Source organism: Quadrisphaera sp. DSM 44207 (assembly GCF_900101335.1).
Classification (GTDB): domain Bacteria; phylum Actinomycetota; class Actinomycetes; order Actinomycetales; family Quadrisphaeraceae; genus DSM-44207.
On sequence record NZ_FNKA01000001.1, the window covers coordinates 891,891 to 918,733 of the forward strand.

Consider the following 26,843-nt stretch of genomic DNA (forward strand, 5'->3'; position numbering starts at 1 on the left):
CCCCGCTCAGCGCGAGCGCCGGCGCGCGCCCGTGCGGCGCTCGCTGGGCCGCAGCACCGGCTCCCCCGCCTCCTCCGCGGCGGCGCGCAGCTGCGCGCCGTGCGCGGCGAGGGCGTCGACGAGCGCGGCGATGCTCGGCTCCTCCGCCCGCACGTCGACGCGCAGCCCCAGCTCCTCCGCGGTCGCGCACGTGGCCGGGCCGATGCAGGCGACCACGGTCGCCGGGTGCGGCTTGCCGGCGATGCCGACGAGGTTGCGCACCGTCGAGGAGGAGGTGAACAGCACCGCGTCGAAGGCGCCGGCCTTGATCGCGTCGCGCACCGGCGCGGGCGGCGGGGCCGCGCGCACGGTGCGGTAGGCCGTGACGTCATCGACCTCCCAGCCGATCGCCTGCAGGCCCTCCACGAGGCTCTCCGTGGCGATGTCCGCGCGCGGCAGGAAGACCCGGTCGATCGGGTCGAGCACCTCGTCGTACGGCGGCCACTCGGCGAGCAGGCCGGAGGCCGACTGCTCCCCGGAGGGCACGAGGTCGGGCTCGATGCCCCAGTCGCGCAGGGCCTGGGCGGTCACCCCGCCCACGGCGGCGACCTTCAACCCGGAGAACGCCCGCGCGTCGAGCCCGTACTCGCGGAACTTCTCCCGCACCGCGGTGACGGCGTTGGCGGACGTGAAGCCGACCCACTCGTAGCGGCCGGTGACGAGGCCGCGCACGGCCTTCTCCATCTGGTGCGGCGTGCGCGGCGGCTCCACGGCGATGGTGGGCACGACCTCGCTGACCGCGCCGGCCGCGGCGAGCAGCTCCACGGCGGTGCCGGACTGCTGCTGCGTGCGCGGCACGAGCACCCGCCAGCCGAACAGCGGGCGGTTCTCGAACCACGCCAGCTTCTCGCGCTTGGCGGTGCCGGGGCCGACGACGGCGACGAGGGGCTCGGGCAGGGCGTCGCCCTCGGCGGCCAGGACGTCGGCCAGGCTCGCCAGCGTGGCGACCGCGGTGCGCTGGGCGGTCGTGGTGCCGCGGGAGGTGACGGCGACGTCCTGGTCCCCGGAGCGCCCGGACACCACGAGCGCCTTGGCCGCGCCGACGAGCTCGTCGGCGGTGCCGGTCAGCACGACGGTGCCGGGCACCCCGGAGACGGCGTCGACGGGTCCCTCGCCGAGCGCGGCGTCCACGGCGTGGACGTCGGCGGCCCGCGAGGTCGTCGTCGGCACCCCGGCGTACAGCGGGACGGCGGTGGCCACCGACACGCCGGGCACGACCTCGAAGCGGACGCCGGCCCTGCGGCAGGCGGCCAGCTCCTCGGCCAGCGCCGGCGTGCTCGCGGCGTCGCCCTCGAACAGGCGCACCACGCGCCGGCCCGCCTTCGCGGGAGCGGTGACGAGCTTGGCGCGCCCGGCCAGCGGCAGCGGCGCGCCGCCGTCCGCGGCGGTGGTCTCGACGACCTCGGCGTCGGGGCCGGCGTGCCGCTGCGCGGCCGCGCGCGCGGCGCCGGGGCGGGCGCCGTCGAGGACGACGACGTCGGCGGCGGCGATCAGCTCGGCGGCCCGCAGGGTCAGCAGCCCGGGGTCGCCGGGGCCCACCCCGACGAAGGCGGCGCCGCCGGCGGTGCGGGCGGGGGCCGCGGTCGAGGGGGAAGAGGTGGAGCTCGGGGGGGTCACGGGTGCACCCTCTCCGGCGGCCCTGCGGCCACCGCGTCGTCCTGGTGGGTGGGGGTCGGTGCCGGCAGGGCGGCCAGGTCGGCCGCCCCCGCGGCGAGGAGGTCGCCGGCCAGCCGCTGGCCGAGGTGCCGGGCGTCCGCCGGCGCGGGGCTGCTCGCGCGGCCGGAGCGCTCCAGCCGCGCGGCGCCGTCGGGCGAGGCCACGAGGGCGCGCAGCTGCAGCGACCCGTCGGGCCCGGTGCGCGCCAGCGCCCCCACCGGCGCGGTGCAGCCGGCCTCCAGGGCGGCGAGCAGGGCGCGCTCGGCGGTCACCTCCGCGCGGCTGGCGGGGTGCTCCAGCTGGGCGCACGCGGCCAGGACCTGCTCGTCGTCGGCGCGGCACTCCACGGCCAGCGCGCCCTGGCCGGGAGCCGGCAGCAGCACGTCGGGCTCGAGGACCTCGCTCGCCTCGTCGGCGCGCCCGAGGCGCAGCAGACCGGCGCGGGCGAGGACGACGGCGTCGAGCCCGCCGCCCGAGACCATGCGCAGGCGCGTGTCGACGTTGCCGCGCACGTCCACCACGCGCAGGTCCGGGCGGTGCGCGCGCAGCTGCGCCGCCCGCCGCGGGGAGCCGGTGCCGACGCGGGCCCCGCGCGGCAGGTCGGCCAGGCCGGCGCCGCCGCGGGCGACGAGGACGTCGCGGGGGTCCTCCCGCTCGGGCACGGCGGCCACCGCCAGGCCGTCGGCGGGGCCGGTGGGCAGGTCCTTGAGCGAGTGGACGGCGAGGTCCACGCGGCCCTCCAGCAGCGCGTCGCGCAGGGCCGAGACGAACACGCCCGTGCCGCCGATGACCAACAGCGAGGCGCGCGAGACGTCCCCGGGCGTGGTGACCTCCACCAGCTCCACCGCGCGGCCGGTGCGCTCGCGCAGCGCGCGGGCCACGTGCTCGGACTGGGTGCGGGCCAGGGCGCTGCGGCGGGTGCCCAGGCGCAGCGCGGGCAGCTGCGCCGGCGCCTGCCCGGGCGTCTGCGCCGGCGTCTGGACGGCGCTCACGCGGCACCGCCATCGGCGGGCGGGGCGGGCGGCGCGGTGGGCACCGGCGCCGGCACGGCCGCCAGCACCTGCGCCACGCTCGCGGAGGAGCTGACGTCGGCGGAGGCCAGCGCGCCCACGGCGCCGGCCCGGCTGTCCAGGGAGCTCTCGCCCTCGAGGCCGAACAGCTCGCGCAGGGCCGCCGCGTAGGAGGCGCCGTGCTCGCCGTCCGCGGCCAGGGCCTTCACGCGCACGGTGGGGGTGTGCAGGAGCTTGTCGACGACCCGGTGCACCGCGCGCTCGGCCTCGGCGACGGTGCGCGGGTCGGCGTCCGCGCCCAGGCGCGAGCGCAGGCGCCCGACCTCGGCGTCGACGACGTCGCGGGCCAGGGAGCGCAGCGCCGTGACCGTGGGGGCGACCGCGGCGGCGCGCTGCTCGGCCTGGTGGGCGAGCACCTCCTCCTCCACGATCGCCCGCGCCAGGGCGAGGCCGGCGCCGAGGCCGGCGCCGGGGGCGGAGGGGGTGCGCGCGAGCCGCTCGCGCAGCTCGGCGAGGCCGACCACGACGACGCCCTCGAGGGCGGCGACGGCCGGGTCGACGTCGCGCGGCAGCGCGAGGTCGACCACCAGCTGCGGCGCCGGGCCTGCCCCGCCGCGCCCGGGGCGCTCGGCGCGGGCCGCGGCCACCGCGCGGGCGTCGAGCACGTGCCCGACGGCGCCGGTGCACGAGACGACGACGTCGGCTGCGGCCAGCGCGGCGCGCAGGGCCGCCTCGTCCGTCAGGGGCACCGCGTCGCCGCCGACGGCCTCGGCCAGGCGCCGGGCGCGGGCGGGCGTGCGGTTGGCGACCGTCACGCGCGCGACGCCGCGCCGGTGCAGGGTGGTCGCGGCGAGCGCGCTCATCGAGCCGGCGCCGACGACGAGCGCGCGGGCCGCGGCGAGGTCGCCGACGACGGCCTCGGCGCCGTCCAGGGCGGCCTCGACGAGGGAGTGGCCGGCGCGGTCCAGGCCCGTCTCGGTCTGCACGCGCTTGCCCACGCGCAGCGCCTGCTGCAGCAGGTGGTCCAGGGTGCGCCCGACCGTGCCGTCCTCCTGCCCGCGGCGCAGGGCGGCGCGCACCTGGCCGAGGACCTGCGACTCGCCGACGGCCATGGAGTCCAGGCCGCCGGCGACGGTGAACAGGTGGTCCACGGCGCGCTCGCCGTGGTGGAAGTACAGGTGCTCGCCCAGCTCCTCGACCGGCAGGCCGGTGCTCCCCGAGATCGCCGCCGCCAGGTCGCGCACGCCGGCGTGGAAGGCGTCGACCTCGGCGTAGACCTCGAGCCGGTTGCACGTGGCGAGCACGACGGCCTCGGCGGCCGAGCCGCTCGAGCACGCGGCGGCGGCCAGCTGCCGCGCGCCCGTGCCGTCGAGCGCGGCGCGCTCGAGCACGGAGATCGGGGAGGTGCGGTGGGACATGCCCACGACCAGCAGGCTCACCGGGCGCCCCCGATCACGAAGCGGGCCGCGCGCTGGGACTCGCGCTCGGACTCGCGCTCGGCCACGGCGGCCGCTGCGGCGCGGCGCTGCTCGCGGAAGGCCAGGATCTGCAGCTCGGTGGACAGGTCCACGCGGCGCACGTCCACGCCGTCCGGCACGTGCAGCTCGGTGGGCGCGAAGCTGAGCACGCTCGTGACGCCGGCGGAGACCATGCGCTCGCACAGGCCCTGCGCCGGGCCGGCGGGCACGGCCAGGACGCCGATGCGCACGCCGAGCTCGCCCACGACCCGCTCCAGCTCGTCGACGGGGCGCACCACGAGGCCGCCGACGCGGGAGCCGACCACGGCCGGGTCGGCGTCCAGCAGCGCCACGACGCTCGTGCCGCGCGCGGCGAAGCCGCTGTAGCCGGCCAGGGCGTGGCCCAGGCTGCCGATCCCGACGATCGCCACCCGCCACTGCTGGCTCAGCCCGAGGCGCCGGCCGATCTGGTGCACGAGGTGCTCGACCTCGTAGCCGACGCCGCGCGTGCCGTAGGAGCCCAGGTGCGAGAGGTCCTTGCGCAGGGTCGCGGAGTTCACGCCCGTCTCCAGGGCCAGGTCCTCGCTGGACGTCGTCGTCACGCCCCGCTCGAGCAGCACCGTCAGCCCGCGCAGGTACACCGGCAGCCGCGCCACGGTGGCGTCGGGGATGCCCCGGTCGGCCTCGCGCAGCGGACGCGCGGACAGGGGCGGAGGCGGGGTGCTCACGGGGTGGCCGGGCTCCTGGGACAGGATTCGGGTGGTGCGGCCCGACAAGGGTAGGCACTTGTGAACGGCGGCACAAAGTGCGCCGGGGCCCTGCGGGCCCGGCGGTGACGGACGTCACCCGGACGTTCCCCGGACGCCCTCCGGCGGGGCCGCCGGGCGGGGTCCGCCGGGTCGGCTCAGCCGCCGAGGGCCGCCCGCAGGCGCTGCTCCTCGATGCGCCAGTGGTCGTGGTGGTGCCCGTCGACCACGACCACCGGGACGAGGTCGGTGTAGCGCGCGCGCAGCTCCGGGTCGGTGTCGACGTCGACCTCGGACCACCCGGCGCCCGTCTGGGCGCACACCCGCCGCACGGTCTCGCGGGCGACGTCGCACAGGTGGCAGCCGGCGCGCCCGTACAGCACCACCCGCGGGGCGGTCTCGGACGGCGCGCTCACGGGCCCACCGTAGGACGGCGCCGCACCGGCGCCGCCGACGGGTCCGCGCCGGCCCCCGGCGCGCCGCAGGCCCGCACCGGCGGTGCCGGGTGGGCCTGCGCGCGGTGCCGCGGAGCGGCCGCGGCTACTTCTTGTTGCGGCGCTGGTGGCGCGTCCTGCGCAGCAGCTTGCGGTGCTTCTTCTTGGCCATGCGCTTGCGGCGCTTCTTGATGACGGAGCCCACGGGTCCCTCGCAGTCGGTCGGTGCTGGTGGTCGGTGCTGCCAGGCGGTCCTGGCAGCGGCCCACCCCGGCGCACAGGGTAGCCGCAGCCGCGCCCGGCCCCGCTCCCTCGCCGGGCAGCGCGAGGCCCCGAGCGCTCCTGGGAGCACCCGGGGCCCTCCGGTGCGGGAGCCGCCGCGTCAGGCGGTCTCGGTCTGGATGTAGGAGTGCTGGAGGTACTGGTCCACCGCGGTCTCGGGCACCCGGAAGGAGCGGCCGACGCGCACGGCCGGCATCTCCCCCGAGTGCACCAGGCGGTACACCGTCATCTTCGAGACCCGCATCATCGTGGCCACCTCGGCCACCGTCAGGAAGCGGACACCGCTGAGGTCGCGGTCCGTCGCCATCTGCCCTCCTGGTCAGGCTGCTGGCCCCGGGGGTCCGGAGCTCTGCGGTCGCACGACCACTGTAGGGGCTGTTGTGACTCTTGGGGAAGGCGTTGCGTCATCCCATGTGCACGGAGAGTGCTCAGACCAGGACTCACCGCTCATCTCGCCCACCCGCCGGGCCGCACCGGACCGCATCGGAGCGCGCCGGAGCACGCCGGTGGACCGCGTCAGTCGAACCAGGGGTCGAGGCCGTGGAGGGGGAAGACCGCCCTGCGCGTGGCCAGCACCGCCTGGTCCACGACGGACGCCGGGTCGCACCCGGCCTCCCACGGCTGCCACCGGGCGTCCGCGCCGTCGGTCATCCGCGCCGGCCCGGGCCGCCCCAGCAGCGCCGCCACGTGCGCCGTCCAGTCGGGCGGCACGGGCACGACCGGCGCCACGGGCGCGTGCGCGGCCACGCCGAGCAGGTGCGCCCAGGAGCGCGGGACGACGTCCACCAGCTCGTACCCGCCGCCGCCGGTGGCCACCCACCGCCCGTCGCACACCTCGTGCGCCAGGTCGTGCAGGGTGGCGGCGACCGCCCGCTGGGCGTCGACGCTGACCGCCAGGTGCGCCAGCGGGTCGAGGAAGTGGCTGTCGCAGCCGTGCTGGGTCACCAGCACCTGCGGCTCGAAGGCCCGCACCAGCGGCACGGCGACGGCGTGGACGGCGCGCAGCCACCCGGCGTCCCCCGTGCCGGCCGGCAGCGCCACGTTCGCCGCGCCGCCCTGGGCGTCGGGCCCGCCGACGTCCGCCGGCCACCCCGTGCCGGGGAAGAGCGTGCGCCCGGACTCGTGCACGGAGACGGTGAGCACGCGCGGGTCGTTCCAGAAGGCCGCCTCCACGCCGTCCCCGTGGTGGACGTCGACGTCGACGTAGGCCACCCGGCGGGCGCCGGCGTCCAGGAGGCGCTGGATCGCCGCGGACACGTCGTTGTAGACGCAGAACCCGCTCGCCCGGTCGCGCATCGCGTGGTGCAGGCCGCCGGCGACGTTGACGGCGTGGGTGCACTCGCCGCTCCAGACGGCGTCGGCGGAGTCGACCGTGGCGGCCACCACGCGCGCGGCGGTCTCGTGCATGCCGGCGAAGACGGGGTCGTCCTCCGTGCCGAGGCCGCGCTGCAGGTCCACGAGGCGCGGGTCGGCGGACACGCGCCGCACCGCGGTGACGTACTCGCGGTCGTGCACGGTCTCGAGCAGCGCGTCGGGGGCGACGCCGGCGCCGGCGACCACGACGCCCGGCGCGTCGAGCAGGCCGAGCTCGCGGGCCAGGCGGGCGGTCAGGTCCAGGCGCACCGGGTCCATGGGGTGGCCGGGACCGAAGTCGTGGGCGGTCAGGACGTCGTCCCAGACCACGCGGGTCAGGCTCACCCCGTCGTCACCCCATCACGTCCTGCGCGCCGTCCGGCACCCCGGCGGGAGCCCTCGCGGGTGCGCGCCGCGCCAGCCCGGGCGCCGCGAGGGAGCGGCGGGTGAAGGCGAGCGCCTCGGCCAGGTCGGCCTCGCGCTCACCGGGGCTGCGGCTGGTGCGCGTGCTCACCTCCACCACGACCGTGCCCTCCCACGCGCTGTCCACCAGGTGGTCCAGCAGCGCCTCCACCGGCTGGTCGCCGCGACCGGGCAGCAGGTGCTCGTCCTTGGGCGAGCCCGTGCCGTCCGTCAGGTGCAGGTGGGCGAGCCGGTCGCCCATCCGGCGCGCCAGCTCCAGGCTGTCGACGCCGGCGGTGGAGGCGTGCGAGACGTCGAGCGTCATCGCGTCGTAGTCGAGCAGGCACGGGTCCCAGCCCGGCGCGTACGCGGCGAACTCCCGCGAGCGCGCCCGCCAGGGGTACATGTTCTCCACGGCGATGACGACGCCCTCGCGGTCGGCGAGCTCGCGCACGCCGGGCACGAACCCCGCGGCGTACTCGCGCTGCCAGCGGAAGGGCGGGTGCACGACCACGGTGTCCGCCCCGAGGCGGTGCGCCATCTGAGCCGCGCGGGTGACCTTCGGCCACGGCTCGCGCCCCCACACGCGCTGGGTGAGCAGCAGCGTCGGCGCGTGCACCGACAGGACGGGCACGCCGTAGTGCTGCACCAGCTCCGCGACCGCGTCGACGTCCTGGCTGACCGGGTCGGACCAGACCATGACCTCGACGCCGTCGTAGCCGAGCCGCGCCGCCATCTCGAAGGCGTCGGCGCAGCCCTGCGGGTAGGCCGAGGCCGTGGAGAGGGCGACCGGCACCACCATGCCGCCAGCCTAGGCCCCGGTCCGCGGGCTCCTCGCGCCGTGCTCGAGGAAGAACCGCACCATCTGCGCCGAGGCGTCGGGGCCCGACGGGTCCGCGTAGGAGCCGGCCGCGCTGCCCCCGGACCACGCGTGCCCGGCGCCGCGCACGGCCCACTGCTCGGCGACGACGCGGTCGCGGGCGTCGCGGTGCACGGTGCGCCGGTAGCGGCGCCCGCCGCTCTCGCCGTCCTCGACCACGGCCGAGCCCCGCTCGCCGAGCGGCGCGCCGTCCGGGCCGGGCGCCGCGAGGCGGGAGGCCACCAGGCGCTCGGCGTTGACGGGGGCGACGGTGGGGTCCTGGTCGCCGTGGAAGACCACCAGGGGCACCGCCAGCGCGGGGCCGGGCGCGCCGCCGCCGCGCATGGCGGCGAACGCGGACGGCGCGTCGGTGGCGCTGCCGGCCGCCAGGCCGCTGTGGACCCCGACGGCGGCGAAGAGGTCCGGGTGCGTGGTGCCCAGCACGGCGGCCATGGCCCCTCCGGCGGACAGGCCCGCGACGAAGACCCGCTCGGGGTCGACGGCGTGGCTGCCCGCCACCTCGCGGACGATCGCGGCGAGCAGCGCGGGCTCGCCGGCGTCGCGCCCCTGGTCGCCCGGGCGGAACCAGTTCCAGTAGCGGCCGTGGTTGGCCGCGCGGGACTGCTCCGGGTAGGCGACGAGGAAGGTGCGCTGCTCGGCGAGGTGGTCCATGCGCGTGCCGGCCACGAAGTCGGCGGCGTCCTGGGTGCCGCCGTGGAGCATCACCACGAGGGGCACGGGCCGCCCGTCGTAGCCGCTCGGGACGTACAGGTCGTAGGTGCGCGACCCCGCCGGCCCGGTGTGCGTGCGGTGGAGGACCTCGCCGGGCAGGTCGGCGCGGGCGGAGGCGCCACCGCGCCCGTCGCGCCCGGGCGCCGTCCCGCGGCGGACCGGAGGCAGCCGCGTCGGCAGGCGCGACGACAGGTCCTCGAGCAGCCCGCGCACGCCGCGGGAGCCGCGCGCCGCGCCTCCTGGGGCCTGCGCCGCGGCGTGCGCCGTCGGGTGCGCCGTCGGGTGCGCCGTCGGGGCGTGCGCCGCGGGGCGCGCTCCCGCACCGCCGAGGCCCCGCTGCAGCAGGGCGGTGGCCTCGGCCACCCGCCCGCTGCGGGTCAGGTGCAGCGCCTCCACCAGGGTGCTCCGCTGGTCCTCCACGCTCGGGTCCCTCCGTCGGGAGCGGCGCCCTCGGCGCCGCCCTGCTCGTGCGGCCCCGGTCATCGCGTCCGGGCCGCCAGGGCGGCCTTGACCGCCCGCGGGGCCCGCAGGGCCCCCAGCACCTCGACCGACGCGATCGTCGCGAGCGCGAGCTCGGGCGGGACGTCGTCGGCGATGCTCGCGAGCCCCAGGACGCGCAGGTCGACCGTGCGACCGGCGTCCCGCAGCTCCTCGAGCTCGCGGCGGGTGACGTGGCGCGTGCCGAGCGCGAGGGTGCGCCGGGCGACGCTCTGGTCCACCGCGCCGGCCCGGGTCTCGAGCTGGCGGCGGACCGCCGTCCGGATGAAGTCCGTGCGGTTGGCGTAGAAGCCCTCGTCGACCAGCAGGTCGATCTGCCCGAGGTCGACCAGGCCGAGGTTGACCGTGATCTTCTCGGTCTTGTCGACCTCCGCCACGCCGCGTCCTCCCGTCCGTGGTGCTGGGACCAGCGTACCACCATCCCGCGGGATGGTCTCAGGATGGTGCGGCGCCCACGGTCGGGCCGGGGCTCAGAACCCCTGGCCGAGCCGGTGGTAGGCGGCGTTCCAGCGCAGCTCCTGGCGGAAGCGCCGGGTGCTCGTGCCGGCGTCGACCAGCGCCAGCTCCGTGCCGACCATGTCGGCGAGGTCGAGCAGCGCCTCGGCGCCGACCTGGGTGCTCAGCACGGTGTGGTGCGGGCCGCCGGCCTCCAGCCAGCACTCGGTGGAGGTGCGCCAGTCGGGCAGCGGCCGCCACACCGCGCGGGCCACGGGCAGCCGCGGCAGGTCCTGCTCGGGGGCGACGACGTCCACCTCGTTGGCCACGAGGCGGAAGCGGTCGCCGAGGTCGGACCAGCCGACGACGACGGCGCGCGCGGCGTCGGCCGTGAACACCATCCGCACCGGGTCCTCGCGGTTCCCGATGCCGAGCGGGTGGATCTCGATGCGGGGGCGCTCGCTGGTGATGGTCGGGCACACCTCGAGCATGTGCGCGCCGAGGATGAGCTCGCGCCCCGGCACCAGGTGGTAGGTGTAGTCCTCCATGAAGGAGGTGCCGCCGGGGAGGCCGTGCCCGGCGACCTTGAGGATCCGCAGCAGCGCGGAGGTCTTCCAGTCCCCCTCGCCGGCGAAGCCGTACCCGTCGGCCATGAGGCGCTGCACGGCGAGGCCGGGCAGCTGGCGCAGGCCGCCGAGGTCCTCGAAGTTCGTCGTGAACGCGGTGGCGCCGGTCTCCGCCATGAGCCGGCGCAGCGCCACCTCCTGCCTCGCGCCGTAGCGCAGGGACTCGTGCCGCTCGCCGCCGCGGCGCAGCTCGGGCGCGACGTCGTAGCGGTCCTCGTACTCGGCGACGACCTCGTCGGCCTCGGCGTCGGCGACGGCGGCGACGGCGGCGACGAGCGCGTTGACGCCGTAGGCCTCCACGTCGACCCCGAACCGGATCTGGGCGTCGACCTTGTCGCCCTCGGTCACGGCGACCTGGCGCATCGTGTCCCCGAAGCGGGCCAGGCGCAGCGAGCGGGCCTGCGCCCGACCGGCCGCGGCGCGGGCCCAGGCGCCGACGCGCTCGCCGACCCCCGGGTCGCTGACGTGGCCGGCGACCGTGGTGCGGGCGGCGCCGAGGCGGGTGAGCACGTACCCGAACTCCCGGTCGCCGTGGGCGGCCTGGTTCAGGTTCATGAAGTCCATGTCGATGCTCGCCCACGGCAGCTCGGTGTTCAGCTGCGTGTGCAGGTGCAGCAGCGGCACGGTCAGCACCGACAGGCCGGCGATCCACATCCGCGCCGGGGAGAACGTGTGCATCCAGGCGACGACGCCGATGCACGCGTCGGAGGCGCCGGCCTCGAGCACCAGGCGGCGGATGGCGTCGGAGTCCGTCAGGACCGGCTTCCACACCACGCGCACCGGCACCTCGGGCCGGGCGTCGAGCTGCTCGTGGATGCGGCGCGACTGCTCCGCCACCTGCTCCAGCACGTCGTCGCCGTACAGCCCCTGGCTGCCCGTGAGGAACCAGATCTCCAGTGGTGCGTACGGGTCCTTCATCTCGCTCCTCGTCCTCGGGTGCTGGCTCGGTGCTGGCTCGGTGCTGCTCGGTGCTTGCTCGGTGCTGCTCGCCCCGGTGCGGGCTCAGTCCGTCGCCAGGGGCTGGCCGTAGGCGTTCTGGTAGCGCTCGTAGAGGCGGTCGACGTCCGCCGGGTCGATGGGCAGGGGCTCGCCGAGCTGGCGGGAGAGGTGCACGGTGCGGGCGACGTCCTCGGTCATCACGGCGGCCTTGACGGCGGCGCGCGCGCTCGGGCCGATGGCGAACACGCCGTGGTTGCGCATCAACACGGCCGGCGAGCGCGACCCGGCGAGGGTCTCGACGATGCCGCGGCCGATCGAGTCGTCGCCGATGAGCGCGAACGGGCCGACCGGGATCGGGCCGCCGAACTCGTCCGCCATCGCGGTGAGCACGCACGGGACCTCCTCCCCGCGCGCGGCCCACGCCGTGGCGTAGGGGCTGTGGGTGTGCACCACCCCGCCGACCTCGGGCCTGGCCCGGTAGACGAACGCGTGCGCGGCCGTGTCGCTGGAGGGCGCGAGGAGGCCGTCGACGAGGGCGCCGTCGAGGTCGCAGACCACGACGCCCTCCCACGTCAGCTCCGCGTACGACACGCCGCTGGCCTTGATGACGAACAGGTCCTCGCCCGGCACGCGGGCGGAGACGTTGCCCGACGTCCACGTCACGAGCTGGTAGCGGGTCAGCTCCTCGTGCAGGTCGGCCACGGCCTGCCGCAGGTCGCGGTGGGTGCCCCGCTCGGTCGCCGTGCTCGTGCTGGTCATGCGGTGGCCTCCTCGCGGGTGCCCTCGGCGGCACCGGACGTCTCGTACTCCTCGTGGTCGCTCGCCGCGCCCGGGCCCCGCCCGGCGCGCCGCACCGCCGTGCGGCGCACGTCGCGCAGCCGGTGCAGGACGTCCAGCTCGCTGCCGCGCTCGGCGCGGCCGAACAGGTCGTGCAGCCGGCGGTACTCGGCGTACAGGGCGTCGTAGGCCCGCGCGCGCTCCTCGTCGGGCGTGTGGACGGCGCGGCGCACCCGCCCCATGGCGGCCGCCGCCGCGTGGACGTCGGGGTGGGCGCCCGCGGCGACGGCGGCGTGGATCGCCGCGCCGAGCGCCGGGCCCTGCTGCGAGACGATCGTGCTGAGCGGGCGGCGGGTGACGTCGGCGTAGATCTGCATCAGCAGCTGGTTCTTCAGCAGCCCGCCGGCGACGACGAGCTCGGTGACCGGCACGCCGGCCTCCTCGAACGCCTCGACGATCACGCGGGTGCCGAACGCGGTGGCCTCCAGCAGCGCCCGGTAGGTGTCCTCCGGGCGCGTGGCGAGGGTCTGGCCGACGACGACGCCGGACAGCTCGTGGTCCACCAGCACCGACCGGTTGCCGCTGTGCCAGTCCAGGGCCACGAGCCCGTGCTCGCCGACCTCCTGGGCCGCGGCCAGCTCCGTCAGGTGCGCGTGCAGGTCGAGCCCGCGCCGGGCGGCCTCCTCGGCGTACGGGGCCGGGACGGAGGTGTCCACGAACCAGCCGAAGACGTCGCCCACGCCGCTCTGGCCGGCCTCGTAGCCCCACAGGCCCGGCACGATGCCTCCGTCGACGACGCCGCACATGCCGGGGACCTCGCCGAGCCGGTCCGAGCTCATCACGTGGCAGGTGGAGGTGCCCATCACCGCGAGCATCTGGCCGGCCCCGGTGGCCTGGGCGGCCGGCGCGGTCACGTGCGCGTCGATGTTGCCGACCGCGACGGCGATGCCCTCCGGCAGGCCGGTCCACGCCGCCGCCTGCGCCGTGAGCCCGCCGGCCCGCGCGCCGAGGTCGGCGATGGGCTGCTCGACCTTGTCGGCCACGAAGCCGGCGAAGCCGGGGTCGAGCGCCGCGAGGAACTCGCGCGAGGGGTACTGCCCGTCCTGGTGGATGGCCTTGTAGCCGGTGGTGCACGCGTTGCGCACGTACGCGCCGCACAGCTGCCACACGATCCAGTCGGCGGCCTCCACCCACCGCTCGGTGGCGGCGTAGACCTCCGGGTCCTCCTCGAGCAGCTGCAGGCCCTTGGCGAACTCCCACTCGCTGGAGATGCGGCCGCCGTAGCGGGCCAGCCACGGCTCCCCGCGCTCGGCGGCCAGGGCGTTGATCCGGTCGGCGTGGGACTGGGCGGCGTGGTGCTTCCACAGCTTCACGTAGGCGTGGGGCCTGTCCGCGAACCGCTCCAGCTCGCACAGCGGGGTGCCGTCGGCCAGGGTCGGGACCATGGTGCAGGCGGTGAAGTCGGTGCCGACGCCGACGACGTCGGCGGCGTCGACGCCGCTGGCGGCGAGCGCCGCGGGCACCGCCTGCTGGAGCACCTCGACGTAGTCCCGCGGCACCTGCAGCGCCCAGTCCGGCGGCAGCGCCGGGCCCGGGCGCCCGTCGACGTCCAGGGACCGCTCGAGCACCGCGTGCCGGTAGGGGTGGACGGCGCTGCCCAGCTCCGCGCCGTCGGTCACCCGGACGACCACGGCGCGCCCGGACAGCGTGCCGTAGTCGACGCCGACCACCACCGCGCGGGCGGGGTCGGGGCGGGTCGTGGGGGCGCTGGCCGTCATCGCGTGGTCTCCTCCGCCGGGCGTGCCGCCCGCGGGGACACCGGCGGCCGACAGCGATTGTGAGCGTTCACATCGTCTCGGGTCAAGGCTCCGCCGAGCGGCCCGCCGGCCCTGCGGCGCTCGGGCGCCGGCCCTGCGGCGCTCGTCCGGCGCTCTTGCGCGGCTGCTGCCGCGGCTCAGCGGGCGCCGGGCGCGCGGCGCGGCGGCGCCGTGCTGTCGCGCACCACGAGGGTGGGCGCGACGGGGCGCGCGGCCGGCGCCGCGCCGGCCAGGCGGGCGAGGACGGCCTGCAGGCAGCGGCGCCCGAGCTCGGCGAAGTCCTGGCGCACGGTGGTCAGCGGGGGCGCGAAGAACGCGGCCTCCGGGACGTCGTCGAAGCCCACCACGCTCACGTCCCGGGGCACGTCGAGCCCGGCCTCGGCCAGGGCCCGCACGAGGCCCACGGCCATCTGGTCGTTGCCGGCGAAGACCGCCGTCACCGGCTCCGCCGCGGCCGCCAGCCGCTGCCCGGCGCGGTAGCCGGACAGCGGCGACCAGTCCCCTCCCAGCGGCTGCGGGACGGCGGCGCCGGCCTCGGCGAGCGCGGCGCGCCAGCCGGAGGCGCGGGCGCGGGCCTCCAGCCAGTCGAGCGGGCCCGTGACGTGGTGGACGGTGGCGTGGCCCAGGGCGAGCAGGTGCCGCACGGCCAGGCGCGCCCCGGTCTCCTGGTCGACCGAGACGCCGTGGACGCCCCCTGCGGCCGAGACCTCGACCGTCACGAGCGGGACGGCGGCCTCCACGGCGCGCGCGGCGTCGACCGCGGCGTCCTGGGGCGCGATGACCACCAGGGCGTCGACCGACTGGACCATCAGGTGCTCCACGGCGGCCCGCATCGCCGCCGCGCCGACGTCCGCCAGCACGGTGACGCTGACGACGTACCCGGCCGCGCGGGCGGCCTCCTCCAGCCCCAGCAGGGTGCTGGTGGGGCCGTAGTGGGCGGTGGCGGCGCTGACGACGCCGATGGCGTGCGACTGGCGCGTGACCAGGGCGCGCGCCGCGGTGTTGGGGCGGTACCCGAGGTCGGCGATGGCGCGCTCCACCCGGTCGCGCGTGGCCGGCCGCACGCTGGGGTGCCCGTTGATCACGCGGGAGACCGTCTGGTGGGACACCCCCGCCCGGGCCGCCACGTCGGCCATCACGGGCGTGCGAGCCGGCGAGGGGGTGCGCGGGCCAGCGTCGGGCAGCACCGTCCCCTCCTCCGCAGCGGCCTCCTGCACGGAGGGTACTGGCCGCGCGGCCGGATGTGAGCGCTCACGCGACCGCCGCCGCGACCCGCCCCGGCTGGTCGCCCGCCGCCCTCGACCCCCGCCCGGCCTACCCTCGCCGCGTGCCGCAGGAGCTCGGGGGCGTGCTGCCCAGCCCCAACGCCTGGTACCACCCCGAGGTCTACGAGCTGGAGGACCGCGTCGTCGACCCGGACGGCGCGGTCGGCGCCGCCGTGCGGTCCCTGCTCGGGCCGCGCGGCTGGGAGGGCCTGCGGGTCCTCGACGTCGGGTGCGGCGCGGGCGCCGGCCTGGCGCGGTTCGCGACCGGGCCGGGCGCGGCGGCCCGGGTGGTCGGCGTCGAGCCGCACCCGCCGCTGCTGGAGGCCGCGCGGCGCCGCGCGGCCGGCCTGCCCGGGGCCGGCGCGGTGGCCGGCACCGCCCAGCGGCTGCCCCTGCCGGACGCCTCGGTCGACCTCGCCCACGCGCGCTGGGCGTACTTCTTCGGCCCGGGCTGCGAGCCGGGCCTGGCCGAGCTCGCCCGGGTGGTGCGCCCCGGCGGGCTGTCCGTGGTCGTCGACACCGACGCCACCCGCTCCACGTTCGGCGCCTGGTTCCGGCGCGCCGTCCCCCGGCACGACCCCGTGGCGGTCGAGCGCTTCTGGCGCCGCCAGGGCTGGCGGCGCGAGCAGCTGCTCGTGCGGTGGGCGGCGCCGGACCGCGCCGCCTTCGAGGCCGTCGTCCGCATCGAGCCGCCCCCCGCCGCGGCCGACGCCGCGCTCGCCGAGCACCCGGGCACCGAGCTGGACCACGCGCTCGTGCTGCGGTGGCGCCGCTCCTGAGCGGGCGCCCGAGCACGTCCCGGGCGCGTCCTCGGCAGGCGCCCGGGACGTGCTCGGGGCGGCCCCGGGTGCGACCTCGGGTGCGGCCCCGGGTGCGGCGGCGCGCCGGTGTGGCGTCGCGCCGCGCCGCGGAGCACAGTGACCCCATGACCATCCCGGACGCCGCGCAGGCGCACCCGACGGGCCAGCGCTCCGTCGCCCCGATCCGCTGGCCCCGCCCGTCGGCGGCGGCCGTCGCGCTGGTCCTGCTCTGGGTCCTCGGCGGCGTCGTCGGGGTCCTCGTGCCCTCGCTCATCGTGCCGCCGCAGGCGCTGAGCGCGCCCGGCGGCGCGCTGGCGGCGGCCTTCGGCTTCACCGCCCTCGGCGTGGTGCTCATGTGCGTGGCGGGCGTCGCCGGGGCCCGGCGCGAGGGCCACGCCGGGGTGCTCGTCGCCGCCGTCACCCCGTCGATCGCCCTGCTCATCGGCGGCCTGGCGATGGTCGGCAGCAAGCTCTTCCCCGTCACGCCGGTCTGACGGCGGGCGGCGTCGAGGGGGCGGGCGCGGCGGCGCCGGACTGTCGGTGCCGCCGCCTAGCGTCGTCCCGTGAGCTCCCGAGCAGGCCGCGCCCGCCCCACCTACCGCTGCGCCGAGTGCGGCTGGACGTCGGCGAAGTGGGTGGGCCGCTGCGGCGAGTGCCAGGCGTGGGGCACGGTGGAGGAGGCCGCGGCGGCGCCCGGGCGCACCGCGCCGGTGGCCGTGAGCACCCCGGCGCGGCCCATCGCCGAGATCGACGTCGAGCCGGTGCGCGCGCGCCCGACGGGGATGGAGGAGCTCGACCGCGTGCTCGGCGGCGGGCTGGTGCCGGGGGCGGTGGTGCTGCTGTCGGGCGAGCCGGGCGTGGGCAAGTCCACCCTGCTGCTCGACGTCGCCTCCCGCGCGGCGGCCTCCGGGCGCACGGTGCTGTACGTCACGGGCGAGGAGTCCGCGGGCCAGGTGCGCCTGCGCGCGGAGCGCATCGGCGCGCTGCGCCCCCGCCTCTTCCTCGCCGCCGAGGGCGACCTCGGCAGCGTCCTCGGGCAGGTGGAGGCGGTGCGCCCCGACCTGCTGGTCGTCGACTCCGTGCAGACGGTCGCCTCCGCGGACGTCGAGGGCGCCGCCGGCGGGGTCGCGCAGGTGCGCGAGGTCGCGGCCGCGCTCGTGCGCGCGGCCAAGGAGCGCGCGATGGCCACGCTGCTCGTCGGCCACGTCACCAAGGACGGCTCGCTGGCCGGCCCGCGGGTGCTCGAGCACCTGGTGGACGTCGTCTGCTCCTTCGAGGGCGACCGCCACTCGCGGCTGCGCGTCGTGCGGGCGGTGAAGAACCGGTTCGGCCCCACCGACGAGGTCGGCTGCTTCGACCTGTCCGACACCGGCATCACCGGGCTGACCGACCCCAGCGGCCTGTTCCTCTCCCGCTTCCCCGGCGAGGACGGCGCGGCCGCGCCCGTGCCGGGCACCTGCGTCACCGTCACCGTCGAGGGGCGCCGCCCGCTGGTGACGGAGGTGCAGGCCCTCGTCGCCGCCACGAGCGCGGCCAACCCGCGGCGCACCGTCAGCGGCCTGGACTCCAGCCGCGTCGCGATGGTCGTCGCCGTCCTCACCCGCCGCTGCCGCCTGCCCCTCGCCGGCCAGGACGTCTACGTCGCCACCGTCGGGGGCGTGCGCCTGGGCGAGCCGGCGGCCGACCTCGCCACCGCCCTGGCGCTGGTCAGCGCGACCACCGACGTCGCCGTGCCCGCGGGCACCGTGGCGTTCGGCGAGATCGGCCTGGCGGGCGAGGTGCGGCCGGTGCCGGGCCTGCAGCGCCGGCTGTCGGAGGCCGCGCGCCTGGGCTTCACGACGGCGGTGGTGCCCGCGGGCGCCGTCCAGGAGGCCCCCGACGGCATCACGGTGGTGCCGGTCACGGCCGTGTCGCAGGCGGTCACCACGGTGCTCGCGGACTCCGCCGGCGCCTCCGCGCGCCCCTAGACTGGACGGGTGCCCGAGGACCGCACCGAAGAGGGCCTGCTGCGCACCACGCTGGCGGCGGTGGCCCCGGGCACCCCGCTGCGCGACGGCCTGGAGCGCATCCTGCGCGGGCGCACCGGCGCGCTGATCGTCCTCGGCCACGACCCGACGGTGGAGTCGCTGTGCACCGGCGGCTTCGCCCTCGACGTCGACTTCGCCGCCACCCGCCTGCGCGAGCTCGCGAAGATGGACGGCGCCATCGTCTGCGACGGCGCCGTCACCAAGATCGTGCGCGCGGCGGTCCAGCTGGTGCCCGACCCGAGCATCGAGACGAGCGAGTCCGGCACGCGGCACCGCACGGCCGAGCGCGTGGCCAAGCAGACGGGCCTGCCGGTGGTCTCCGTCAGCGCCTCGATGAACATCGTCGCCCTCTACGTGGGCGGACGGCGGCACGTGCTGGAGGGCTCCGAGGCGATCCTCGCCCGCGCCAACCAGGCCCTGGCGACCCTGGAGCGCTACCGCGCGCGCCTCGACGAGGTCACCGGCACCCTCTCGGCCCTGGAGATCGAGGATCTCGTGACCCTGCGCGACGTCGCGAGCGTCGTGCAGCGCCTGGAGATGGTGCGGCGCATCTCCGAGGAGATCGCCGGCTACGTCGTCGAGCTCGGCATCGACGGCAGGCTGCTGTCCCTGCAGCTCGAGGAGCTCGTCGGCGGGATCGGCCCGGACCGCGAGCTCGTCATCCGCGACTACCTGCCCCCCGGGCGCTCGGACCGCACGGTCGCCGACGTCCTGGCCGACCTGGCCGCGCTCGGGTCCAGCCAGCTCGTCGACCTCGAGGCCCTGGCCGCGGTGATGGGCCTCGTCGTCGACGGGGAGTCCCTCGACGGCGCGGCGAGCCCGCGCGGCTACCGGCTGCTGTCGAAGGTGCCGCGGCTGCCCCCGGTCGTCGTGGACCGCCTGGTGGACCACTACGACGGCCTGCAGAAGCTCCTCGCCGCCAGCACGGAGGACCTGATGACGGTCGGCGGCGTGGGCGAGCAGCGGGCTCGGGCGATCCGCGAGGGCCTGTCGCGGCTGGCGGAGTCCAGCATCCTCGAGCGGTACGTCTGAGGGCGCGGGCTCCGCGCCCGACGCGCGCGGGCCCGCCACCTCCGAGGAGGTGGCGGGCCCGCGCGGTCGCCGCGAGGGGAGGGGTCAGCGCGAGCTGCCCGCCCGGCGCTTGGTGTAGACGTCGAAGGCGACGGCCAGCAGCAGGACGAGGCCGCGGATGATCGACTGCGTGGGCTGCTCCACGTTCAGCAGCTGCATGCCGTTGCTCATCACGGCCATGATCAGGCCGCCGACCATCGCGCCGACGACCGTGCCGACGCCGCCCGTGACCGCCGCACCGCCGATGAAGGCGGCCGCGATGGCGTCGAGCTCGAACATGTTGCCGGCGTTCGGCTGGGCCCCGTTGGAGCGCGAGGAGAAGATCACGCCGGCCACGGCGGCGAGGAAGCCCATGTTGACGAAGATCCAGAAGTTGACCTTCCGGACGTTGACGCCGGACAGCTGCGCCGCCGACAGGTTGCCGCCGATCGCGTACACCTGGCGCCCGAAGACCGTGCCGCGGGTGACGAGGGAGTAGGCGATGATCAGGACCGCGAGGATGATCAGCACGATCGGCAGGCCGCGGCTGTGCGCCAGCTGCCACGCGAAGGCCATGACGACCGCGCCGACGAGCACGATCTTCAGGGCGAACAGCGGGAAGGACTCCACCACCTGCTGGTAGCGCACCTTCGCCTGCCGGGTGCGGAAGCTCATGACCGCGTACGCCGCCACCGCGAGGGCAGCGACGAGCAGCGTGAAGGCGTCGTAGCCGCTGCCGCCGAGCAGGCCGTTGAGGAAGCCGCTCGCGACCTGCTGGTACTCGGCCGGGAACGGCGAGAGGGAGACGTTGCCGAGCACCTGCTGCGTCATGCCGCGGAAGAGCAGCATGCCGGCGAGGGTGACGATGAACGCCGGGATGCCGACGTAGGCCACCCAGAAGCCCTGCCACGCGCCGACGACCAGGCCGACGACGATCGCGGCGACGACGCCGAGCCACCACGGCACGCCCTGCTGGATCACCAGGACGGCGGAGGCGGCTCCCGCGAGGCCGGCCACCGACCCGACCGACAGGTCGATGTGGCCGGCGATGATGACGATCACCATGCCGATCGCCAGCACGAGGATGTAGGAGTACTGCAGGACGATGTTGGTGATGTTGATGGGGCTCAGCAGCACGCCGTCCGTGAGGACGGTGAACAGCGCCACGATCGCCACGAAGGCGATGTAGATGCCGCTCGTGCGCAGGTTGCGCGTGAACAGGCCCTTGAGGTCGCTCGTGCCGCTGTGCAGGGCGGCCGACGCGCTCCCCTCGGGGCCGCTGGGCGTCGAGCCCGAGGGCCGGGTGGCGGTGCTGGTCATCGGACGGCGTCCTTCTCCTTGGTCATGAGCTCCATGAGGCTCTCCTGCGTGGCCCGCTCGATGGGCACCTCGCCGGTGATCCTCCCGGCCGACAGCGTGTAGATGCGGTCGCAGATCCCGAGCAGCTCCGGCAGCTCGGACGAGATGACGACGACGGCCTTGCCCTCGGCGACGAGGCGGTTGATAATCGTGTAGATCTCGTACTTGGCGCCGACGTCGATGCCGCGGGTGGGCTCGTCGAGGATCAGCACGTCGGGGTCGGCGTAGATCCACTTCGACAGCACGACCTTCTGCTGGTTGCCCCCGGAGAGCTTGCCCACGACGGACATCACGGTCGGGGCCTTGATGTTCATGCTCCGCCGGCTGTCCTCGGCGACCTTGATCTCCTCGTTGCCGTTGACCCAGCCGCCGCGGGACAGCTTGCCGAGCGCCGCCGCGGAGACGTTGCGCTTGATGTCCTCGATGAGGTTCAGGCCGTACTTCTTGCGATCCTCGGTGGCGTAGGCGATGCCATGGCGGATCGCCTCCTGCACCGTGCGCGCCTTGATCTCCCGGCCGCGCTTGTACAGGCGCCCGGTGGTGTTGCGCCCGTAGGAGTGCCCGAAGACGCTCATCGCGAGCTCGGTGCGCCCGGCGCCCATGAGGCCCGCGATGCCGACGACCTCGCCGGCGCGCACGGACAGGTTCGCGCCGTCGACGACCTTGCGGTCCTGGGTGGGGTGCCACACCGTCCAGTCCTCGATCCGCAGGACCTCCTCGCCCGGGTGCGACTCGCGCTCGGGGTAGCGGTGCTCCAGGTCGCGCCCGACCATGCCGCGGATGATGCGGTCCTGGGTGACCCCGTCGGCCTTCATGTCCAGGGTCTCGATGGTCCGGCCGTCGCGGATGATCGTCACCGAGTCGGAGACCGCCTCGATCTCGTTGAGCTTGTGCGAGATCATGATCGAGGTGATGCCCTGGCCCTGCAGGTGACGCAGCAGCCCCAGCAGGTGCTCGGAGTCGGTGTCGTTGAGCGCGGCGGTGGGCTCGTCGAGGATCAGCAGGCGCACGTTCTTCGACAGCGCCTTCGCGATCTCCACGAGCTGCTGCTTGCCGACGCCGAGCTGGCCGATCGGCGTGGTGGGGTTCTCGTCCAGCCCCACGCGGGCGAGCAGCTTGGCCGCCTCGGCGTTGGTGCGGTGCCAGTCGATCAGGCCGCCCCGGCCGCGCTGCTCGTTGCCGAGGAAGATGTTCTCGGCCACCGACAGGTGGGGCACCAGGGCGAGCTCCTGGTGGATGATGACGATGCCCTTGTGCTCGCTGTCGTTGATGCCCGAGAACTCCACGCGCTCGCCGTCGAACCAGATCTCGCCCTCGTAGGAGCCCGCGGGGTAGACCCCGGAGAGCACCTTCATGAGGGTCGACTTCCCCGCGCCGTTCTCGCCGCAGATGGCGTGGATCTCCCCGCGGCGCACCGCCAGGGAGACGTCCTGCAGCGCCTTGACGCCCGGGAAGGTCTTGGTGATGGAGCGCATCTCCAGGATGTGGTCGCTCATGCCGCCTCTGCCGTCCTCGTCCAGTGGTGCACAGATGATGCGCGCTCGGGTCGCCGGGTGCTAGCAGGGGCCCGCCCCGGCAGCGGCTGGAGAACCGCTGCCGGGGCGGGCCCTGCTCGCCGTGGTGCCGCGGTGGCTCAGCCGGCGGACTGGCCGGACGCCACCTCCTCGGCGGTGTAGTAGCCGGTGTCGATCAGCTGCTGCTGGATCGTGTCCTGGTAGACGGTCTCGATGGGCAGCAGGTAGGCGGGGACGACCTTGACGCCGTTGTCGTACGTCTCGGTGTCGTTGGCCTCCGGCTCCCCGCCCTCCAGGAACGCCTGCGTGGAGGTGATGGCCTGCTCGGCCAGGTTCCGCGTGTCCTTGAAGATCGTGGAGCTCTGCACGCCGTCGGCGATGAGCTTGACCGAGGCGATCTCCGCGTCCTGGCCCGTGACGACCGGGATGGGGTTGCTGCCGCTGCCGTAGCCGGCGTTCTGCAGCGCGGTGATGATGCCGCGGGAGAGGCCGTCGTAGGGCGAGAGGACGCCGTCCACGCGGCTGCCGTCGCTGTACGTGGAGGTCAGCAGGTCCTCCATGCGGCGCTGCGCCGTCTCCTGCTGCCAGCGCAGCGTCGCGGCCTGCTCGATGGACGTCTGGCCCGACTTCACGACCACGGTGCCGTTGTCGATGAAGGGCTGGAGGACCTCCATCGCGCCGCCCCAGAAGAAGTGGGCGTTGTTGTCGTCGAGGGACCCGGCGAACAGCTCGACGTTGAACGGGCCGGTGGCCTGCCCCGGCGTGCCGTCGCGGTTGAGGACCCCGAGGCCGGCGAGCAGGGCGGTGGCCTGCTGGCGCCCGACCTCCTCGTTGTCGAAGGTCACGTAGAAGTCGACGTTCTCGCTGTCGCGGATCAGGCGGTCGTAGGAGATGACGGGGATGCCCGCGTCGGCGGCGGCCTGCAGCTGCCCGCTCAGCGCCGTGCCGTCGATGGCGGCGACGACGAGGGCGTCGGCGCCCTGCGTGATCATCTGGTCGATCTGCTGCTGCTGCGTGGGGATGTCGTCGTTGGCGTACTGGAGGTTGACCTCGTAGCCGGCGGCCTCCAGGCCCTCCTCGACGGACGCGCCGTCGGCGATCCACCGCTCCGACGTCTGGGTCGGCATCGCGACGCCGATCGTCAGCTCGCTGGGGTCGGCGTTCGCGGTGTCCTGCGTGCTGCCGCCGGCACCCTCGCCGCCGCAGGCGGTCAGGCTGAAGGCCAGGGCGGACCCCAGGGCCACCACGCCGAGCTTCTTGCTCACCATGCTCTCCTCCTCGAGAACGTCCGCGGAGCACCGGCGCTCGCCGGCTCTCCGAACCCTCCCGGCACGGTGCTCGGTCAGGTGTCGGGTCCTCCTCCGCGACGGTGGAGGACCGCTGGTGGAACTGGCTCGACCCGGCCCACCCGCGCCCGCTGGGCGGCGGGCGACAGTCAGTGTGAACGTTCACACGCAGTCCGCGTCAAGCGCGTGCACCCGAAGGAGCGTCACGACTCTGTAACGACTGAGACCTGCACCGGAGCCCGGCCGCGGCGGGGGCGCGCGGACCACGCCGGCGGCGTTCAGCCTCCAGCAGTTCCTTCGGAACCGTACTTACGGCGCTCGAACGGTGTCAAGGCTCAGGCCGACGGGGCACCCGCCCGGGCGCCGTCGGCGGTGAGCGGCGCGCCGCAGCGCACGGCCAGGGCCAGGGCCCCGAGGACCTCCGCGCGCTCGCCGAGGGCGGCGGGCACGACCGCGACGTCCTGCGCCGCCGAGCGGACGGCGCTGCGCGCCAGGGACTCGCGCAGGGACGGCAGGAGCAGGTCGTCCGCCGCCCCCAGCTCCCCGCCCACGACCACCAGCCCGGGGTTGAGCAGGTTGCACAGCACCGCCACGGCCTCGCCGATGCTGCGGCCGGAGTCGGCCAGGACCCTGCGGCAGCCGTGGTCGCCCCGGCGCGCCAGCGCCACGACCTCCCGCAGCCCCAGCTCCCCGTGCGTGAGCCGCAGCGCGGCCAGCACGGCGTCGCCCCCGGCGACGACCTCGAGGCACCCGCGGTTGCCGCAGCGGCACACCGGCCCGGACGGGTCGACGACGATGTGCCCGATCTCCCCCGCCGTGCCGCCGATGCCGGTGTACGGGCGCCCGTCCAGGAGCAGGCCCGCCCCGATGCCGGTGGCGATCTTCAGGTAGGCGACCTCCCCGCTCCCCCGCGCCGCGCCCCACGTCCACTCCCCGAGGGCGCCGAGGTTGGCGTCGTTGTCCACGTGCACCGGCAGGTCGAGCGCGGCGGCGACGGCCGCGGCGGCCTGCACCCCCACCCAGCCGGGCAGGATCGTGGAGTCCCCGAGCTCGCCGGTGGCGCGCACCGGCCCGGGGATGCCCATGCCGACGCCGATCACCTGGTCGCGCGGCACCCCCGCCCGCCGCAGCAGCACCTCGACGAGGTCGGCGACGACGGCGATGCCCTCGGCGGCGGGCCAGTCGGCGGGCAGGGGGCGGCTGCCCTCGGCCAGCAGCACGTGCGCGAGGTCCGCCACCGCCACGCGCACGTGCCGCTTGCCCAGGTCCACGCCGACGGCGACGCCGGCGGAGCGGTGCAGGGCCAGCAGCGTGGCCGGCCGCCCGCCGCGCGCGCCGGTGGCGGGCACGGTGCGCCCGGGCATGTCCACGGCCAGCCCGGCGGCGAGGAGCTCGCCCACGACGGTCGAGACCGTGGACGCCGCCAGCCCCGTCTCCCGCACCAGCTCCGCGCGCGAGACGGCGCCGCGCCGGCTCAGGGCCGCCAGGACGACGTCGCGCGCGTCCGGGCGCGGGGCCGGCGCCGGGAGCCGGCCGCGGCCCGCGGCCGCGCCGAGGGTCACCACCGCAGGAACGCGGTCGTCCGCGGGGTCGGCTTCGTCCGGCACGGACCCATCGTGCGGGATCACCGCCTCCGGGCGCCAGGACCGGACGGACCGGGCGCCGCAGACGCGGCGCGCGCGGGAGGCGGGCGGGAGGCTGGCGGGGCGCGGGCGGGGGCGCTGCGGGCGCGGGGCGCGGCGCGCGGACACTGGAGGGGTGGACGCCGCCGCCCTGCACCGAGCGGTGCTCGACTGGTACGGGACCAGCGCGAGGGACCTGCCGTGGCGGCGTCCGGGCACCGACCCGTGGGCGGTGCTCGTCAGCGAGGTGATGCTGCAGCAGACGCCCGTCGCGCGCGTGGAGCCCGTCTGGCGCGAGTGGGTGGCGCGCTGGCCGACACCGGCCTCGCTCGCCGCCGCCGCACCGGGGGACGCCGTGCGGGCCTGGGGCCGCCTGGGCTACCCGCGGCGGGCGCTGCGCCTGCACGCGGCGGCGGTGGCCGTCGCGCAGCGGCACGGCGGGGTGGTGCCGGACGACGTCGAGCAGCTGCGCGCCCTGCCGGGCGTCGGCGCCTACACGGCGGCGGCCGTGGCGGCGTTCGCCTTCGGGCGCCGGTGCGCCGTCGTCGACACCAACGTGCGGCGGGTGCACGCGCGGGCGGTCACCGGCGCGGCCTCGCCCGCTCCGGCGCTGACGGCGGCCGAGACCGCGCTCGCCGTCGCCCTGCTGCCCGAGGACGCCGCGACCGCGGCCCCGTGGTCGGTGGCCGCGATGGAGCTCGGCGCGCTGGTGTGCACGGCGCGCGCGCCGCGCTGCGGGTCGTGCCCCGTGCTCGACCTGTGCGCCTGGCAGCGCGCCGGCGCCCCGCCGGAGCAGGGCCCGGCGCGGCGCGGCCAGGCCTGGGCCGGCACCGACCGGCAGGTGCGCGGGCGGCTGCTCGCGGTGCTGCGCGAGGCCGACGGCGCGGTGCCGGCCGCGGCGCTGGAGGCGGTGGAGGACGACGACGCGCAGCGCTCGCGCTGCCTGGCCTCGCTGGTCGAGGACGGCCTCGCCGAGGAGGTGCCCGAGGGCTACCGCCTGCCGGCCTGAGCGCCCGCGAGCGGCACCGCGCCCGTCCGGGCCCAGCACGGGGGCGCCCGCGTGCCACTCCTGTGCGCACGGGGCGCCCCCGTGCCACTCCTGTGGGGCACGGGGCGCCCCCGTGCTCGTCCTACGGGCACTGGGCGCCCCCGTGCTCATCAGGAACGGGCACAGCGCCGCCCAGTCGGGTAGGGGCGGCGGGCCGAGGGGACGGGCCTGCGCGGCGGGCCAGGGCGGCGGGCCGAGGGCGGCGGGCCAGGGCGGCGGGTCAGCCGTCCAGGCGCATCAGCATCCGGGTGTTGCCCAGGGTGTTCGGCTTCACGCGCGCGAGGTCGAGGAACTCCGCGACGCCGTCGTCGTGGGAGCGCAGCAGCTCGGCGTAGACGTCCGGCTCCACCGGCGCCCCGTCGATGACCTCGAAGCCGTGCGCCGCGAAGAAGGGCACCTCGAACGTCAGGCAGAAGACCCGCCGGACGCCGAGCTCGCGCGCGTCGTCCAGGAGCGCGCGCAGCACCGCCGAGCCGACGCCGCGGCCGCGGTGCCCGGCGGCGACGGCGAGGGTGCGCACCTCGGCGAGGTCCTCCCACATCACGTGCAGGGCGCCGCAGCCGGCCAGCTGGGGGCCGCGCCCGTCGTCGACCTCGGCGACCCGGAACTCCGGCACGCCCTCGTAGTAGGAGACGGCCTCCTTCGCGACGAGCACCCGCTGGTCCGCCAGCGGCGCGGTCAGCGCGCGGATCGCTCTCACGTCCCTCGTGCGGGCCCGCCGCACCCGCACCGACGCCGGGGACGCGATCGTCATGGGCCCATCCTGCCCGCCCCGCCCGGGCCGGGACGCGCGGAGGGCCCCGGACCAGC

At 76.7% G+C, this 26,843-nt stretch carries 25 protein-coding genes; 5 read left to right on the forward strand and 20 right to left on the reverse strand.

Annotation, left to right across the window (positions count from 1 at the left end):
* Positions 1-6: 6 nt before the first annotated feature.
* The 15 genes from BLS82_RS15995 to BLS82_RS04285 all read right to left on the reverse strand — a co-directional run bounded on the left by BLS82_RS15995 (position 7) and on the right by BLS82_RS04285 (position 15,198).
* Positions 7-1,656 carry a bifunctional uroporphyrinogen-III C-methyltransferase/uroporphyrinogen-III synthase gene (locus BLS82_RS15995; protein ID WP_092861806.1) on the reverse strand — a complete coding sequence of 550 codons (1,650 nt, stop codon included), beginning with the start codon at positions 1,654-1,656 and terminating at the stop codon, positions 7-9.
* Entirely contained in the window at positions 1,653-2,687 is a 1,035-nt protein-coding gene (gene hemC / locus BLS82_RS04220) for a hydroxymethylbilane synthase (RefSeq protein ID WP_218123525.1), read from the reverse strand. The genes BLS82_RS15995 and hemC overlap by 4 nt, the downstream gene beginning before the upstream one ends.
* Positions 2,684-4,144 (reverse strand): glutamyl-tRNA reductase, encoded by a 1,461-nt coding sequence (locus tag BLS82_RS04225; RefSeq protein ID WP_092861808.1) that lies wholly within the window; start codon positions 4,142-4,144, stop codon positions 2,684-2,686. The genes hemC and BLS82_RS04225 overlap by 4 nt, the downstream gene beginning before the upstream one ends.
* Positions 4,141-4,890: a redox-sensing transcriptional repressor Rex gene (locus BLS82_RS04230; protein ID WP_255378089.1), complete on the reverse strand. Its 750-nt coding sequence runs from the start codon at positions 4,888-4,890 to the stop codon at positions 4,141-4,143. Before BLS82_RS04230 ends, BLS82_RS04225 begins: the two co-directional genes overlap by 4 nt.
* A gap of 176 nt (positions 4,891-5,066) precedes the next feature.
* Positions 5,067-5,324, reverse strand: coding sequence for a glutaredoxin family protein (locus BLS82_RS04235; RefSeq protein WP_092861810.1), 258 nt, complete (start codon positions 5,322-5,324; stop codon positions 5,067-5,069).
* A 124-nt stretch (positions 5,325-5,448) separates the two neighbouring features.
* Complete coding sequence (locus BLS82_RS04240; RefSeq protein WP_012085056.1) at positions 5,449-5,547, reverse strand: 30S ribosomal protein bS22; 99 nt, start codon at positions 5,545-5,547, stop codon at positions 5,449-5,451.
* 177 nt (positions 5,548-5,724) lie between these two features.
* On the reverse strand, positions 5,725-5,931 hold the full coding sequence (locus BLS82_RS04245; RefSeq protein WP_092861812.1) for a helix-turn-helix domain-containing protein: 207 nt from the start codon (positions 5,929-5,931) through the stop codon (positions 5,725-5,727).
* A 209-nt stretch (positions 5,932-6,140) separates the two neighbouring features.
* Complete coding sequence (locus BLS82_RS04250; protein ID WP_092862770.1) at positions 6,141-7,256, reverse strand: acetoin utilization protein AcuC; 1,116 nt, start codon at positions 7,254-7,256, stop codon at positions 6,141-6,143.
* A 73-nt stretch (positions 7,257-7,329) separates the two neighbouring features.
* Entirely contained in the window at positions 7,330-8,181 is an 852-nt protein-coding gene (locus BLS82_RS04255) for a sugar phosphate isomerase/epimerase family protein (protein WP_092861814.1), read from the reverse strand.
* A 9-nt stretch (positions 8,182-8,190) separates the two neighbouring features.
* Complete coding sequence (locus BLS82_RS04260; protein WP_218123527.1) at positions 8,191-9,390, reverse strand: extracellular catalytic domain type 1 short-chain-length polyhydroxyalkanoate depolymerase; 1,200 nt, start codon at positions 9,388-9,390, stop codon at positions 8,191-8,193.
* Positions 9,391-9,449: 59 nt separating this feature from the next.
* On the reverse strand, positions 9,450-9,845 hold the full coding sequence (locus BLS82_RS04265) for a CopG family transcriptional regulator (protein ID WP_092861818.1): 396 nt from the start codon (positions 9,843-9,845) through the stop codon (positions 9,450-9,452).
* A 93-nt stretch (positions 9,846-9,938) separates the two neighbouring features.
* A complete protein-coding gene (araA, locus tag BLS82_RS04270) occupies positions 9,939-11,447 on the reverse strand; it encodes an L-arabinose isomerase (RefSeq protein ID WP_092861820.1) in 1,509 nt (502 codons plus the stop codon).
* A gap of 84 nt (positions 11,448-11,531) precedes the next feature.
* Positions 11,532-12,227, reverse strand: coding sequence for an L-ribulose-5-phosphate 4-epimerase (locus BLS82_RS04275; protein ID WP_092861822.1), 696 nt, complete (start codon positions 12,225-12,227; stop codon positions 11,532-11,534).
* Positions 12,224-14,023 (reverse strand): ribulokinase, encoded by a 1,800-nt coding sequence (gene araB / locus BLS82_RS04280; protein ID WP_092861824.1) that lies wholly within the window; start codon positions 14,021-14,023, stop codon positions 12,224-12,226. The genes BLS82_RS04275 and araB overlap by 4 nt, the downstream gene beginning before the upstream one ends.
* Before the next feature lie 176 nt (positions 14,024-14,199).
* Entirely contained in the window at positions 14,200-15,198 is a 999-nt protein-coding gene (locus BLS82_RS04285; protein WP_092862771.1) for a LacI family DNA-binding transcriptional regulator, read from the reverse strand.
* Between the two features lie 191 nt (positions 15,199-15,389).
* On the opposite strand from BLS82_RS04285, the gene BLS82_RS04290 reads away from it, so the two are divergent.
* The 4 genes from BLS82_RS04290 (at position 15,390) to disA (ending at position 19,186) form a co-directional block, all read left to right on the forward strand.
* Positions 15,390-16,106: a class I SAM-dependent methyltransferase gene (locus BLS82_RS04290; protein WP_092862772.1), complete on the forward strand. Its 717-nt coding sequence runs from the start codon at positions 15,390-15,392 to the stop codon at positions 16,104-16,106.
* Between the two features lie 146 nt (positions 16,107-16,252).
* Complete coding sequence (locus BLS82_RS04295; RefSeq protein WP_092861826.1) at positions 16,253-16,621, forward strand: hypothetical protein; 369 nt, start codon at positions 16,253-16,255, stop codon at positions 16,619-16,621.
* Positions 16,622-16,690: 69 nt separating this feature from the next.
* Positions 16,691-18,094 carry a DNA repair protein RadA gene (gene radA, locus BLS82_RS04300; RefSeq protein ID WP_092861828.1) on the forward strand — a complete coding sequence of 468 codons (1,404 nt, stop codon included), beginning with the start codon at positions 16,691-16,693 and terminating at the stop codon, positions 18,092-18,094.
* Between the two features lie 9 nt (positions 18,095-18,103).
* Positions 18,104-19,186 carry a DNA integrity scanning diadenylate cyclase DisA gene (disA, locus tag BLS82_RS04305; RefSeq protein WP_092861830.1) on the forward strand — a complete coding sequence of 361 codons (1,083 nt, stop codon included), beginning with the start codon at positions 18,104-18,106 and terminating at the stop codon, positions 19,184-19,186.
* An 84-nt stretch (positions 19,187-19,270) separates the two neighbouring features.
* On the opposite strand, the gene mmsB is transcribed toward disA, so the two are convergent.
* The 4 genes from mmsB to BLS82_RS04325 form a co-directional block, all read right to left on the reverse strand.
* The gene (mmsB, locus tag BLS82_RS04310; protein ID WP_092861832.1) at positions 19,271-20,524 is read right to left on the reverse strand and encodes a multiple monosaccharide ABC transporter permease; all 1,254 of its coding nucleotides are present in this window, start codon (positions 20,522-20,524) and stop codon (positions 19,271-19,273) included.
* A complete protein-coding gene (gene mmsA / locus BLS82_RS04315; RefSeq protein WP_092861834.1) occupies positions 20,521-22,059 on the reverse strand; it encodes a multiple monosaccharide ABC transporter ATP-binding protein in 1,539 nt (512 codons plus the stop codon). The genes mmsB and mmsA overlap by 4 nt, the downstream gene beginning before the upstream one ends.
* Positions 22,060-22,196: 137 nt before the next feature.
* Positions 22,197-23,345: a multiple monosaccharide ABC transporter substrate-binding protein gene (chvE, locus tag BLS82_RS04320; RefSeq protein ID WP_092861836.1), complete on the reverse strand. Its 1,149-nt coding sequence runs from the start codon at positions 23,343-23,345 to the stop codon at positions 22,197-22,199.
* Between the two features lie 353 nt (positions 23,346-23,698).
* Positions 23,699-24,970 (reverse strand): ROK family transcriptional regulator, encoded by a 1,272-nt coding sequence (locus tag BLS82_RS04325; protein ID WP_218123530.1) that lies wholly within the window; start codon positions 24,968-24,970, stop codon positions 23,699-23,701.
* A 151-nt stretch (positions 24,971-25,121) separates the two neighbouring features.
* On the opposite strand from BLS82_RS04325, the gene BLS82_RS04330 reads away from it, so the two are divergent.
* Positions 25,122-25,994, forward strand: a complete 873-nt coding sequence (locus BLS82_RS04330) for an HhH-GPD family protein (protein WP_255378097.1) — start codon at positions 25,122-25,124, stop codon at positions 25,992-25,994.
* A 259-nt stretch (positions 25,995-26,253) separates the two neighbouring features.
* On the opposite strand, the gene BLS82_RS04335 is transcribed toward BLS82_RS04330, so the two are convergent.
* On the reverse strand, positions 26,254-26,787 hold the full coding sequence (locus tag BLS82_RS04335) for an amino-acid N-acetyltransferase (RefSeq protein WP_092861840.1): 534 nt from the start codon (positions 26,785-26,787) through the stop codon (positions 26,254-26,256).
* Positions 26,788-26,843: the final 56 nt, after the last annotated feature.

What these genes read in the sequence shown, in the direction of transcription:
- BLS82_RS04245 (WP_092861812.1), bottom strand. Translation starts at nt 5,931, where the DNA reads ATGGCGACGGACCGCGACCTCAGCGGTGTCCGCTTCCTGACGGTGGCC.
- BLS82_RS04250 (WP_092862770.1), bottom strand. Translation starts at nt 7,256, where the DNA reads ATGGACCCGGTGCGCCTGGACCTGACCGCCCGCCTGGCCCGCGAGCTC.
- BLS82_RS04255 (WP_092861814.1), bottom strand. Translation starts at nt 8,181, where the DNA reads ATGGTGGTGCCGGTCGCCCTCTCCACGGCCTCGGCCTACCCGCAGGGC.
- araA (WP_092861820.1), bottom strand. Translation starts at nt 11,447, where the DNA reads ATGAAGGACCCGTACGCACCACTGGAGATCTGGTTCCTCACGGGCAGC.
- BLS82_RS04275 (WP_092861822.1), bottom strand. Translation starts at nt 12,227, where the DNA reads ATGACCAGCACGAGCACGGCGACCGAGCGGGGCACCCACCGCGACCTG.
- araB (WP_092861824.1), bottom strand. Translation starts at nt 14,023, where the DNA reads ATGACGGCCAGCGCCCCCACGACCCGCCCCGACCCCGCCCGCGCGGTG.
- BLS82_RS04285 (WP_092862771.1), bottom strand. Translation starts at nt 15,198, where the DNA reads ATGGCCGACGTGGCGGCCCGGGCGGGGGTGTCCCACCAGACGGTCTCC.
- BLS82_RS04295 (WP_092861826.1), top strand. Translation starts at nt 16,253, where the DNA reads ATGACCATCCCGGACGCCGCGCAGGCGCACCCGACGGGCCAGCGCTCC.
- mmsB (WP_092861832.1), bottom strand. Translation starts at nt 20,524, where the DNA reads ATGACCAGCACCGCCACCCGGCCCTCGGGCTCGACGCCCAGCGGCCCC.
- mmsA (WP_092861834.1), bottom strand. Translation starts at nt 22,059, where the DNA reads ATGAGCGACCACATCCTGGAGATGCGCTCCATCACCAAGACCTTCCCG.
- chvE (WP_092861836.1), bottom strand. Translation starts at nt 23,345, where the DNA reads ATGGTGAGCAAGAAGCTCGGCGTGGTGGCCCTGGGGTCCGCCCTGGCC.
- BLS82_RS04335 (WP_092861840.1), bottom strand. Translation starts at nt 26,787, where the DNA reads ATGACGATCGCGTCCCCGGCGTCGGTGCGGGTGCGGCGGGCCCGCACG.